We start from the raw sequence: 13162 nt of genomic DNA, 5'->3' as shown, positions 1-13162 counted from the left end.
CGTCGGGCTCGTCGGGCTCGTGCGGCTCGTTCGGCTCGTTCGGCTCGTTCGGCTCGTTCGGCTCGTTCGGCAATTCGATCGTCGCAACGGCGCCCCGGTTCCGGCGACACAAGCGTCGTTGCTGCCCGCTCCACGGCGTCTCCGCACCCTCTCCGCGCCTTCTTCCCGCCGGCTCCCCCCGGGGGTAGCGCGCCCGCCCCGCGTCCTCAGCCGGACCTGATTCCCTTGCCGGCCCCACGCCCCTCTTTCGCCGGTTCCGCCACCGCCTCCCGTACGCACACGTCCGGCCAGCCCCTTTCGCGACACCGTCCGCAGCATCAACACCCGTTCCGTCGCGAACGCAGCCGTTTTTCGGTCAATTCGCCGCGTTCCGGCGCCTTTTTTCACGCGTCGCACGCTTTGCCGGTATGCTATTCGCCAGCCGCACCGGCCCCGCCCGCTTCCGGGCCGCGCCCGCATCCCGTCACCAAGCATCACCAAGCAAAAAGCACAAGCCACGTGGGAGATCCTATGCACGTCAAGCTGTTCGCCGCGGCCGCGCTCGCCGCCGCACTCGCCGCCCCCGGCCTCGCCGCCGCCAAGCCGCTCACCGTCTGCACGGAATCGAGCCCGGACGGCTTCGACGTCGTGCAGTACAACTCGCTCGTCACGACCAACGCATCGGCCGACGTGATCTTCAACACGCTCGTGTCGTACAACGAAGCCGCGAAAAAGGTCGTGCCCGCGCTCGCCGACAAATGGGACGCGAGCGCCGACGGCCTCACCTACACGTTCCACCTGCGCCCGAACGTCGCGTTCCAGACCACCGACTATTTCAAGCCGGGCCGTGTGCTTGACGCGGACGACGTCGTGTTCACGTTCACGCGGATGCTCGACGATGCGAACCCGTGGCACAAGGTGGCCGGCGCGAGCGGCTTCCCGCACGCGCAGTCGATGGGCCTCGTGAAGCTCGTGAAGTCGGTCACGAAGGTCGACGACAGCACCGTGAAGTTCGTGCTGAACGAGCCGAACGCGACGTTCGTGCCGATCCTGACGATGGGCTTCGCGTCGATCTACTCGGCCGAATACGCGGACCAGTTGCTGAAGGCCGGCAAGCAGGCCGACCTGAACGCGAAGCCGGTCGGCACGGGCCCGTTCGTGCTGAAGAGCTATACGAAGGACGCGCTGATCCGCTACGACGTGAACCCGACGTACTGGGGCGCGAAGCCGAAGGTCGACCGGCTGATCTACGCGATCACGCCCGACCCGTCGGTGCGCCTGCAGAAGGTGAAGGCCGGCGAATGTCAGATCGCGCTGTCGCCGAAACCGCAGGACGTGCTCGCCGCGAAGGGCGAAAGCGCGCTGAAGATCGTGCAGACGCCCGCGTTCATGACCGCGTTCGTCGCGCTGAACACGCAGAAGAAGCCGCTCGACAACGACAAGGTGCGCGAGGCGCTGAACCTCGCGTTCGATCGTGCGACCTACCTGAAGGTCGTGTTCGACAACACCGCGACGGCCGCGAACAACCCGTATCCGCCGAACACGTGGAGCTACGCGAAGGACGTCGCACCGTATGCGTACGATCCCGCGAAGGCGAAGCAGTTGCTCGCGCAGGCCGGCTTCCCGAACGGCTTCTCGACGACGATCTGGACGCGCCCGACCGGCAGCGTGCTGAACCCGAACCCGAAGGTCGGCGCGGAGCTGCTGCAGGCCGACCTCGCGAAGATCGGCGTGAAGGCCGACGTGAAGGTGATCGAATGGGGCGAGCTGATCAAGCAGGCGAAGCTCGGCCAGCATGACATGCTGTTCATGGGCTGGGCCGGCGACAACGGCGATCCGGACAACTACCTGTCGCCGCTGTTCAGCTGCAATGCGGTGAAGTCGGGCATCAACTTCGCGCGCTTCTGCGACGCGCAGCTCGACAAGCTGATCGTCGACGGCAAGTCGACCGCCGACCAGGCCAAGCGCACGAAGCTGTATGAAGCCGCGCAGAAGATCATCCACGACCAGGCGCTGTGGATCCCGCTCGGCTACCCGACCGCCGCGGCGCTCACGCGCACGAACGTGAGCGGCTATCGCGTGAGTCCGTTCGGACGGCAGAACTTCACGACGGTCGCCGTGCAGTAACCGCGCGTGGCGCGCAAGCGACGGCGTTCGCGCCGCTCGCTTGCGGCCCGCGCACCGCGCTTGCTACACTCCGCTCCTATTCCTCATACCGGACGCCAGCCAAAGTGAACAACTAAGCCTTCCCAAAATGTTTTCGCCGCCGTGCCACGCACGCCGCGCGAAGGTCTTCACGCATTTTCGGAGGTGCTTATGGCTGCAGCCACGCCCACCGGCGCGCTCGTCGCGCTTCATCACGTTTCCTTCCGCTTCGACGACGGCTTCACGCTGTTCGATTCGCTCGACCTTTCCATCGATCGCACGCCGACGGGCATCGTCGGCCGCAACGGCATCGGCAAGAGCCAGCTCGCGCAACTGATCGCGGGCCGCTGCGCGCCGAGTTCGGGGACGATCGACCGGCATGTGCCGGTCGCCTACGTCGCGCAGCAGCACAACGACGACGACGCTGCGGCCTGCCCGCTGACCGTCGCGCGGATCGCCGCGCTCGATGCGCCGCTCGGCGGGCTTGCGCGTCTCGCGAACGGCCGCGCGGAGCCGCACGACTTCGACCTGATCGGCGATCGCTGGGATCTCGTCGAGCGGCTGCGCGCGGCACTCGACGCGGCCGGCCTGCACGACGTGCGGCCCGACACGCCCGCACACGCGCTGAGCGGCGGCCAACTCGCGCGCGTCGCGCTGATCGGCGCGCTGCTGTCCGGCGCCGGCCTGCTGGTGCTCGACGAACCGACCAACCATCTCGACGCGCCGGGCCGCGCATGGCTGCGCGCGGCGCTCGACGGCTGGCGCGGCGGGCTCGTGATCGTGAGCCACGACCGTGCGCTGCTCGCCGGCGTGCAGCGCATCGTCGAGCTGACGCCGCAAGGCGCTCGCTCGTACGGCGGCAACTACGCCCTCTACCGCGCACTGCGCGGCGCGCAACAGGACGCCGCACAGGCGGCGCTCGATCATGCGCGCACCGAACGCGGACGCGTGAGGCGCAGGCTCGAACAGGAACACGACACGATCCAGCGTCACGCGGCCGGCTCGCTGCGCGATGCGAAGACGGCCAATCTGTCGTCGATGGCAAAACAGAGCCGCAAGGGTGCGGCGCGCAACATCATGGGACAGGTCCGGCGCCATCAGGACGAATTCAAGGCAACGCTCGACGAACGCGTGCAGCAGGCGGCCGCGCGCGTCGAAGCCGATGCGCCCGTGCTCGTGTCGCTGCCGGGCACCGAGGTCAGCGCGCGCCGCCAGCTGTTCACGCTCGAACGCGCGCAACTGCCGTGGCGCGTGGCCGGCGATGCGGATTCGGATTCGATCACGTGGTCGGCAAGCGGCGCCGTGCGCATCGCGCTGACGGGCCCGAACGGCTGCGGCAAATCGACGTTGCTGCGGATGCTCGCGGGCGAGCTCGCGCCGCGTTCAGGCGCATGCACGACGCACGTGAGCGCCGCGTATCTCGACCAGCGGCTCGCGCTGCTCGCCCCCGAGCGCTCGATCGTCGAGCAACTGGGGCTGCTCGATACGCCGCTCGCCGAAGGCGACCTGCGCAGCCGTCTCGCGCTGTTGCAGCTCGACGCGACACGCGCGACGCAGCCGGCACGCCAGCTGAGCGGCGGCGAACGGCTGAAGGCCGCGCTCGCGTGCGCGTTGTGGCGCGGCACGCCCGCGCAACTGCTGCTGCTCGACGAGCCGACCAATCACCTCGATCTCGAATCGGTGCGCGCGATCGAAGCCGCGCTGGCCGGCTTCCCGGGCGCGATCGTGGTCGCGTCGCACGACACCGCGTTTCTCGCGGCGCTCGAACCGACGCACACGATGCAATGGCATCGCGACGGGTGGCGCTACGAACCCGTCGTGTAACCGAAGATCATCGTGGTTCGTCCGTCGGCGTGGCGCCGGAATCGACGAACAGCCGCATGAATAGCCGCTCCGATTCTCGCAAGCCCTCATCGGTCAGCATGACGGATTTCGTCTTGTTGACGGGATCGCCGATCAGGCCGCGCTCATGCAGCCGATTCAGTACAGCCCAATCGAAGGTTTTCCAGGCGCGATTGCGATCGTGCAGGGTCAAATAAAGGAGCGCAAGAACGGCGTCGTCAACGGCGCCGAGATCGATATTCATCGCCATTTCCTCCGATCCGACTGCCCCGTCACGAACCTGGCGTCGCGAGCAGCTTGATGAAGTTGCGCTTCGCGCGGTAAGTCTTGCGGATCTCCTCAAGTTCCGCGTCGAATGCCGCCTGCTGACGATGCGCGGCGCGCAGCGCACGGATATCGCGCACGACGCCGAACGCCTCGTCGTACCGCGCGCTGCCCGCGCCATGCTCAACCGCGAACGGCAAATACCGGTGATAAAGCGCGATCGCGTCCTCCGGATGCGTCTTCGCGCGCGCCGCGGCCATCGTCGGCCAGACATCGACCTCGACCGGTCCGCCGAGAAATGCGTCCCACGCGGCGGCGTCGTTCTGCTCGGCGAGCAGCAGCTTTACCAGCTCGGTACGCGGCGAAGGTTCCCAACGCCGTACAGCCGCGATCGCCCGCCCCGGCGTTTCCCGCTTCCGGGCAAGCGACAACAGATGCGAAATCGCCCGCTCCCGCACGGCGTCGCGTCGCTTCGTCGCCTTCGCAACCTTCATCAGCGCGCGGAATGCGTCTGCCGTCGGATGGTGCGCGAAGCGTTGCCACGCGAGTTCGTCCGCCCGATCGAATGCGCGCCGGCGCACATACTCGTCGATACAGAAGCCCAGCAGACGATCGTCATGGCCGTCCTTCGTTTCGCGCATCCCGCGTTCGGCCCACGCCAGCCCTTCGTCGAAACGGCCATGCTCCGCACACAATTCCGCGATCCGCGCGAATCGGTACGACACCGACAGATCCTTCGACCAGATGTGAATCAGCGCGTCGACGTCGCCGTCGTACCTCGCCAGCGATTCCATCGCATGCTCGAGATTCAAGCGCACCGAATCGTACGAGCGCCGATCGTCCCGCCCGGCCGGCAGCGGAGGCAGCGCGGCCCATTGATGCTCGGCCAGTTCCCGATAGCGGCGCAATCCAGCGTCGCCCAGCGGCTCCGCATACGCCGGCAGCACGCCGCGGAACGTATCCCACTGCCCGTCGACCTGCAGGCGAAACAGGCGTTCGGCCAGTTTCACCGGCTCCGGCCGCGTCCGGATGCACGCATCGAGGTGCACACCGGCCAGTTCGTCGATACCGGGCGCCACGCTGCCGTCCGAGTCGTCGATCTGTTCGAGGCTCGCTTCGGCGTCCGCAATCGCCAGTTCCGCCAGCTCGACCACCTGCGCGGCATGAGGGCCCGCCAACTGCCGCCGCAGCATGTCGGCCACTTCGAAGAGGGCTTCTCCGTACGTGTGCGCTTCATCCCAGCCGAGCGGCCGCGACACGCGCGTCAATTGCCGGACGGCGGCGCGCAGGCTTGCCGCGTCGCCGGCATTCGCAGCACGTGCGTCGAACAGCAATCTGTCGCGCAATGTTCGATCGCGCTCGGCCGCGTCGAGCAGCCAGCTCCGCAACGCATCCTCGTCGAGCGTCTCCAGATAGTCGCGAATCAGTTCCGCATGGGTCTTGCGTTTGCGTCGCGGACGCGCCGGTTGTTCGAGCGCCTCGTCGTGAAAGACCTCCTCGCCGCTGTTTTCGAGCCACGACAATGCAACAGCCACCGCATGCTTGCAGAAAACGCCATCATCGCCTACCGGGCAGTTGCATGCGTAGGCCAGTGTGCCGTCGTCGCCCACCGCGAATTTGACACGATAGCGATACGTGCCGCGCACGGTCGCCGACAGTTCGCCGTTGCTTTCGGTCAGCCGCGAAACCGCACCGTCGTGATAGTAGGCCTTGCCGCGTTCGAAGGATTTCGGGTCGGCCAAGATCCGGATTTCAGCGAGCGTGATGACGTCGGAGAGGGAGACATTGCCTGGCATGGGGTGCGACGAGTATCGAGTTCGGATCCCGGGAATTCTACAAAAGCGCCGGACGCGCTACCGCCGGCGCACATGCTCAACGCCGCGCGAAGCGGATTACGCCGTCGTCGCCCTGCTCGCGCACGAGTTCGCCCGCGAGCCACAGCAGGTTCAAATGCGCGAGCGCCTCGCCGAGCGCGAACGTCATCTGGTGGATGTCGAGCTCGCGGCGACGGAACATGATCGGCACGATGTCGGCCGCGCTCATCGGCTGCTCCGCGCACGCGACGCGCACTTCGTCGAGCCGCGCGTCGTGGTGTTCGCGCAGTTGCACGATGCGCGTGCGCACGCCGCGGAACGGCTTGCCGTGCGACGGCAGCACGAGCGTGTCGGGCGCCATCGTCTCGTAGCGGCCGAGCGACTGCAGGTACAGCGCGAGCGGGTTCGCTTCCGGCTCGAGGTCGAACACGGACACGTTCGTCGAGATGCGCGGCAGCACCATGTCGCCGGAGATCAGCACGCCGTCCGCTTCGCTGTGCAGCGCGCAATGTTCGGGCGAATGGCCGTAGCCGGTGACGACGCGCCACGTGCGCGCGCCGATCGTCACCGCGTCGCCTTCGCGCAGGCGCCGGTAGCGCGGCGGCACGGCCGGCACGAGATCGGAGTAGTAGCTGCGGCGGTTGCGCAGCTTGTCGAGTGCGGCGGGATCGGTCAGCCCGTGGCGCGCGAAATGATCGGCGGCGGCCGCGCCGCCCGCGTTCGAGCCGTTGCCGGCCGCCATCAGGCAGCCGAACATGTATTCGCCGAGCGTCATCCACAGCCGCACGTTCCAGCGGCCCTTGTCGCCGCCCTCGCACAGCCAGTTCGCGAGGCCGAAGTGATCGGGGTGGCAGTGCGTGACGAGCACGCGCAGCACGGGCAGGCCGTCGAGATGCGCATCGAAGATCTGCTCCCAGTGCGTGCGGATCGCATCCGACGAGATCCCGCAATCGACGATCGTCCAGCCGGCCTGCCCGTCGATCTCGTCGCGCAGCAGCCACAGGTTGATGTGATCGAGCGAGAACGGCAGCGGCATGCGCAGCCAGCGCACGCCGGGCGCGACCTCGAACGTGTCGCCCGCGGCGGGCAGCGTGTCGGCGAAGGGATAGTCGAGTTGGTGTTCCAGTGCGTTCATCGGTGGGGTGTCTCGTCGTTATCGGTGCAAATGCGCGCCGGCGGCAGGCCGCGGCGGGCGGTGCGTCGATTCTATCGCCGTCGCGCGAAACGCGTGCCCGGCGGCCGCCGGCCCGTCAAAAAAGTTCGTGTCAGAATCGGTTCCGTACCCGTATCTTTACGCGAAGATGCACCGAACGGCGCCCAACGACGGATAACCCGCCACTTGCCGGCCGGCCACGCATCGCCGCAAAGTCTTTGATCCGCCCGCTTGGGCGCTAAAATGGCGAGTGCTTACAGCCCCTCCTGAACGAGCCTGCACGCAATGAATCACTTCCCCAAACTGCTGTCGTCGCAGATCGGTTTCGACGTCGCGCAGACGATGCTCGAAAACTTCGACCGCCACTACCGGATCTTCCGCGAAGCGGCCGTCGAGGCGAAGACGCTGTACGAGCGCGCCGACTGGCACGGGCTGCAGCGGCTCGCGCGCGAGCGGATCACGTCGTACGACGATCGCGTGCAGGAGTGCGTCGAGGTGCTGGAAGACGAATACGACGCGGAGAACATCGACGACGAGGTCTGGCAGCAGATCAAGCTGCACTACATCGGCCTGCTCACGTCGCACCGCCAGCCCGAGTGCGCGGAGACGTTCTTCAATTCGGTGTGCTGCAAGATCCTGCACCGCTCGTATTTCAGCAACGATTTCATCTTCGTGCGCCCGGCGATCTCGACCGAGTATCTCGAGAACGACGAGCCGGCCGCGAAACCGACCTACCGCGCGTATTACCCGGGCACCGACGGGCTCGCGGTCACGCTCGAGCGCATCGTCACGAACTTCCAGCTCGACCCGCCGTTCGAGGATCTCTCGCGCGACATCGCGTGCGTGATGCAGGCGATCCACGACGAGTTCGGCCACTTCGACGAAGCGCCGAATTTCCAGATCCACGTGCTGTCGTCGCTGTTCTTCCGCAACAAGAGCGCGTACATCGTCGGCCGCATCATCAATGCCGACCGCGTGCTGCCGTTCGCGGTGCCGATCCGCCACGTGCGCCCGGGCCTGCTCGCGCTCGACACCGTGCTGCTGCGCCGCGACCTGCTGCAGATCATCTTCAGCTTCTCGCACTCGTATTTCCTGGTCGACATGGGCGTGCCGTCCGCGTATGTCGACTTCCTGTGCACGATCATGCCCGGCAAGCCGAAGGCGGAGATCTACACGTCGGTCGGCCTGCAGAAGCAGGGCAAGAACCTGTTCTACCGCGACCTGCTGCACCACCTGTCGCACTCGAGCGACCGCTTCATCGTCGCGCCCGGGATCAAGGGCCTCGTGATGCTCGTGTTCACGCTGCCGTCGTTCCCGTACGTGTTCAAGATCATCAAGGATCACTTCCCGCCGCCGAAGGAAACGACGCGCGCGCAGATCATGGAGAAGTACCAGCTCGTGAAGCGCCACGACCGCCTCGGGCGGATGGCCGACACGCTCGAGTATTCGAGCGTCGCGCTGCCGCTCGCGCGGCTCGACCATGCGCTCGTGCGCGAGCTCGAGAAGGAAGTGCCGTCGCTGCTCGAATACGAGGACGACAACCTCGTGATCAAGCACCTGTACATCGAGCGCCGGATGACGCCGCTGAACCTGTACCTGCAGAACGGCACCGACGCGGACATCGAGCACGGCGTGAAGGAGTACGGCAACGCGGTGAAGGAGCTGATGAAGGCGAACATCTTCCCCGGCGACATGCTGTACAAGAACTTCGGCGTCACGCGCCACGGCCGCGTCGTGTTCTACGACTACGACGAGATCGAGTACCTGACCGACTGCAACGTGCGCCGCGTGCCGGCGCCGCGCAACGAGGAAGACGAGCTGTCCGGCGAACCGTGGTATACCGTCGGCCCGCACGACATCTTTCCGGAGACCTACGGGCCGTTCCTGCTCGGCGACCCGCGCGTGCGGGACGTATTCATGAAGCATCACGCGGACTTTTTCGATCCCGTGCTGTGGCAGACGAGCAAGGACAAGCTGCTGCAGGGCGAATTGCCCGATTTTCATCCGTACGACGTCGCGCTGCGCTTTTGCGTGCGCTACCCGGAGCGCTTCGGCGCAACGGACCAGAACGACGGTGAAGGCGACGCGCAGCGCGCCGCCTGACGCCGGTTATACCGAACCCGATATCGACCCGAGTTCCGAAAACGGAATCCACACCGATGAACACCCCAGTCAACCCGCTCTCGCACCTGTTCGACAACAACGACGCCTGGGTCAGGCGCAAGCTCGCCGACGATCCCGAGTTCTTCACGCGCCTCGCCGACCAGCAGGCGCCGGAATATCTGTGGATCGGCTGCTCGGATTCGCGCGTGCCCGCGAACCAGATCATCGGCCTGCCGCCGGGCGAAGTGTTCGTCCACCGCAACATCGCGAACGTCGTCGTGCACAGCGACCTGAACTGCCTGTCGGTGATCCAGTTCGCGGTCGACATCCTGCGCGTGAAGCACATCATGGTCGTCGGCCACTACGGCTGCTCGGGCGTGAACGCGGCGCTGCACAACCGCCGCGTCGGCCTCGCGGACAACTGGCTGCATCACGTGCAGGACGTGCGCGAGCGCCACGCGGCGCTGCTCGACGAATGGCCGGTGGGCGAAGCGCGCTATCGCCGCCTGATCGAGCTGAACGCGATCGAGCAGGTCGTCAACGTATGCCGCACGACGATCGTCAACGACGCATGGGCACGCGGCCAGTCGCTCACCGTGCACGGGCTCGTGTACGGCGTGCACGACGGCCGGATGCGCAACCTCGGGATGGCCGTGTCGAACTTCGAAGCGCTCGACGAAACCTACAAGCGCTGCGTCGCCGCGCTGACCGCGGGCGGCCAGCATGCGCCCGACAACGACATGGTCGCCGCCGATGCCGCGCAAATGAACGAAGTCGCGCAGGCGGTGGTCGATACGCTGAAGCCTTGCACGGACGCGGAGTAAACACGCGCTCCGCGGCGGCGGCGACGCAACGGCAACCTGCATCGAACTGACCTGACCTGACGCCGTCACCACGGCACTGCAAAGGAGCGGCGAACATGAAAACCGTACTGATCGTCGGCGCATCGCGCGGCCTCGGCCGCGAATTCGTCCGGCAATACCGGCGCGACGGCTGGAACGTGATCGCCACCGCGCGCGACGACGCGTCGCTCGCCGCGCTGCGCGCGCTCGGTGCGCAGGCGCATGCGCTCGACATCGCGCAGCCCGAGCAGATCGCGGCGCTCGGCTGGAAGCTCGACGGCGAGCGGCTCGATGCGGCCGTGCTCGTGTCGGGCGTCTACGGGCCGCGCACCGAAGGCGTCGAGACGATCACCGCCGAGGATTTCGACGCGGTGATGCATACGAACGTGCGCGGGCCGATGCAGTTGCTGCCGATCCTGCTGCCGCTCGTCGAGGATGCGCGCGGCGTGCTGGCCGTCGTGTCGAGCCGGATGGGCAGCATCGCCGAGGCGACCGGCACGACCGGCTGGCTGTACCGCGCGAGCAAGGCCGCGCTGAACGACGCGCTGCGCATCGCGTCGCTGCAGACGCGCCATGCGGCGTGCATCTCGCTGCATCCCGGCTGGGTGCGTACCGACATGGGCGGCGCGCAGGCCGCGATCGATCCGGAAACCAGCGTGACCGGCATGCGCCGCGTGATCGCCGAAGCCGGTGCGGACGTGTCGCAGGCAAACGGCCGTTTCTTCCAGTACGACGGCATCGAGCTGAGCTGGTAAGCCGCGATCACAACCGAGCGTCGTTAATTCCCGTTTCGCATGATTTTGAACCGACCTGATGCGTGCCCGTGCGGCGGCGCGTCCCCTGCTCCCGCCGGCAAAGCGCCGGCCCCGCGCTACGCGGCCTGCTGCGGCCGCTTCATCGACGGCGGCGAAGCCGCGCCGAGCGCGCTCGAATTGATGCGTTCGCGGTACAGCGCATACGTGCTCGGCGCGACCGGCTACCTGCGCGCGACGTGGGCCGCGCGCACCTGCCCGCCCGATCTCGACACCGACCCCGATGCACCCGACGCGCCGCGCTGGCTCGGCCTCGCGGTGAAACGCCATGTGCCGCTCGACGAACGGCACGCGGAGGTCGAATTCGTGGCCCGCTACAAGGTTGGCGGACGCGCTTACCGGCTCCACGAGACGAGCCGCTTCGAGCGCGACGAGCACGGTTTCTGGCGCTATGTCGACGGCGAAGTAAGTGAGCGCTGACAAATAGTTGCTGTGTCAGACGCCGGGTAATTCCCGCATTGCACAACCCGATTTTGTCAGGCTACGATGGCCGTCAGATTGGTCATGTTGCATGGCAGGGCTTACGAATGGCGTTCAGCAAGGTATTGGTGGGATGGATGGCGGCCGGTGCGCTGTCGGCCGCTCAGGCCGGTGCGCTGCCGAACGCAAACACGGGTGCCGGCACCGCCAGCGGGTCGCTCGCCCACGCCGAGCGCTTCGATTACGGCGGCGCGAACCTGCCGCAGGTCACGGCCGACCTCAACGAACAAATCCTCCGCATTCCGGCCGATGCTTCGGGCTCCGTCACGCTCGAGGCGACGCTCTTCAAGCCGGACGGCCCCGGCCCGTTCCCGCTCGTCGTCTTCAACCACGGCAAGAACACCGGCGATCTCCATCTGCAGCCGCGCAGCCGGCCGCTCGCGTTCGCGCGCGAATTCGTGCGCCGCGGCTATGCGGTGATCGCGCCGAACCGCCAGGGCTTCGCCGGTTCGGGCGGCACCTACCAGCAGGAAGGCTGCAACGTCGGCAAGAACGGTCTCGCCCAGGCGGCCGACGTCGACGCGACGGTGCGCTACATGTCGCGCCAGTCGTATGTCGATGCGTCGCGCATCGTCGTCGCCGGCACGTCGCACGGCGGCCTCGCTTCGGTCGCGTACGGCACCGAAGCCGCACCGGGCGTGCGCGGCATCATCAACTTCTCCGGCGGGCTGCGCCAGGACCTGTGCGACGGCTGGCAGCGCAACCTGGTCGATGCATTCGACCAGTACGGCGCGCACACGGCCGTGCGGTCGCTGTGGCTGTACGGCGACAACGATTCGGTGTGGACGCCCGCGCTCGTCGCGCAAATGCACGACGCGTACGTGTCGCACGGCACGCAGGCCCAGTTCATCGATTTCGGCCGCTACAAGGACGATGCGCACCGGCTGATCGTCGATCGCGACGGCGTGCCGGTCTGGTGGCCGGCCGTCAACGCGTTCCTCGAGAAGCTGAACCTGCCGACCTCGGTGCGCTACGCGGTCGCGAATCCGCACGAACCGAAGGCAACCGGCTATGCGGCCATCGACGCGGTCAACGCGGTGCCGTATGTCGACGAAGCCGGCCGCGAAGGCTATCGCCGCTTCCTGAACCAGCATCCGAGCCGCGCGTTCGCGGTGTCGTCGGAAGGCGCGTGGTCGTGGGCCGAAGGCGGCGACGACCCGATGGCGCTCGCGCTCGACAACTGCGCGAAACAGGGCGCGGGCGCGTGCCGGCTGTATGCGGTCAACGACCGCGTCGTGTGGAACGCAAACACGACGCAGACGGCCGACAACGGCGACGGCAACACGCGCGACACCGATACGCACGCGCTGGCTTCGCGCTGACGCGCGGCGGGCCGCCCGCCGCGCCTGTTTCGCTTCCCTTCCCGCTTCCCGCCTCATTCTTCCGTGCGCGATCGCATCGCGTGTCGTCGCATACGCGCGCTTGCGCCACCACGCCATCGCCTGCCGTTCCGGCGGCCCGCTCTCACTCCGGATTCCGCAGACCATTCCGCCGCCGCCTTTCGCGCGCGGCGTGGCGTCGCCCCGCTTCGCCGCGCCCCTTCGATCCCCGATTTTTCGCGATCGCGCCGCGCGCCGCCCCGCGATTTTTTCTGTCGGGGGGGGGCTCACTCGAACGTCGTCATCTGCGCTCATTTCAGCGCATCTGGACCGTACCGTTCCGAGCCGCTCCGATCTGCGCCGAACTCCCGCCCAGCAAGGCTTTGCGACGTTTGTAACCGCTAGTGCA

10 protein-coding genes are annotated in these 13162 nt (G+C 67.2%); 7 read left to right on the top strand and 3 right to left on the bottom strand.

The window, feature by feature from the left end:
* Positions 1-510 precede the first annotated feature (510 nt).
* Together GD429_RS18260 and GD429_RS18255 are read left to right on the top strand one after the other, a co-directional pair.
* Positions 511-2106, top strand: coding sequence for an ABC transporter substrate-binding protein (locus GD429_RS18260; protein ID WP_152858627.1), 1596 nt, complete (start codon positions 511-513; stop codon positions 2104-2106).
* A gap of 189 nt (positions 2107-2295) precedes the next feature.
* Entirely contained in the window at positions 2296-3948 is a 1653-nt protein-coding gene (locus GD429_RS18255) for an ABC-F family ATP-binding cassette domain-containing protein (protein ID WP_152858624.1), read from the top strand.
* A gap of 7 nt (positions 3949-3955) precedes the next feature.
* Here GD429_RS18255 and GD429_RS18250 read toward each other — a convergent pair whose 3' ends face one another.
* The 3 genes from GD429_RS18250 to GD429_RS18240 form a co-directional block, all read right to left on the bottom strand.
* Complete coding sequence (locus tag GD429_RS18250; protein ID WP_152858621.1) at positions 3956-4210, bottom strand: DUF6429 family protein; 255 nt, start codon at positions 4208-4210, stop codon at positions 3956-3958.
* Positions 4211-4238: 28 nt separating this feature from the next.
* Complete coding sequence (locus tag GD429_RS18245; RefSeq protein ID WP_152858617.1) at positions 4239-6026, bottom strand: SWIM zinc finger family protein; 1788 nt, start codon at positions 6024-6026, stop codon at positions 4239-4241.
* Positions 6027-6102: 76 nt separating this feature from the next.
* Entirely contained in the window at positions 6103-7179 is a 1077-nt protein-coding gene (locus tag GD429_RS18240) for an MBL fold metallo-hydrolase (protein ID WP_152858614.1), read from the bottom strand.
* 303 nt (positions 7180-7482) lie between these two features.
* Between GD429_RS18240 and aceK the strand changes: the two genes are divergently transcribed.
* The 5 genes from aceK to GD429_RS18210 all read left to right on the top strand — a co-directional run bounded on the left by aceK (position 7483) and on the right by GD429_RS18210 (position 12756).
* A complete protein-coding gene (gene aceK / locus GD429_RS18230) occupies positions 7483-9300 on the top strand; it encodes a bifunctional isocitrate dehydrogenase kinase/phosphatase (RefSeq protein WP_152858611.1) in 1818 nt (605 codons plus the stop codon).
* Between the two features lie 56 nt (positions 9301-9356).
* Positions 9357-10124, top strand: coding sequence for a carbonate dehydratase (gene can / locus GD429_RS18225; RefSeq protein WP_034179177.1), 768 nt, complete (start codon positions 9357-9359; stop codon positions 10122-10124).
* Between the two features lie 95 nt (positions 10125-10219).
* The gene (locus GD429_RS18220; protein WP_152858608.1) at positions 10220-10897 is read left to right on the top strand and encodes an SDR family oxidoreductase; all 678 of its coding nucleotides are present in this window, start codon (positions 10220-10222) and stop codon (positions 10895-10897) included.
* Positions 10898-10936: 39 nt separating this feature from the next.
* Positions 10937-11374, top strand: coding sequence for a YchJ family protein (locus tag GD429_RS18215; protein WP_152858606.1), 438 nt, complete (start codon positions 10937-10939; stop codon positions 11372-11374).
* Positions 11375-11481: 107 nt separating this feature from the next.
* Entirely contained in the window at positions 11482-12756 is a 1275-nt protein-coding gene (locus GD429_RS18210) for a dienelactone hydrolase family protein (RefSeq protein ID WP_152858603.1), read from the top strand.
* Positions 12757-13162 lie beyond the last annotated feature (406 nt).

It is taken from the genome of Burkholderia sp. BE17 (assembly GCF_009362305.1).
Classification (GTDB): Bacteria; Pseudomonadota; Gammaproteobacteria; order Burkholderiales; family Burkholderiaceae; genus Burkholderia; species Burkholderia pyrrocinia_C.
Note: the sequence above shows the minus strand (reverse complement) of the source record. Positions and strands in the feature narration are given on the sequence as shown.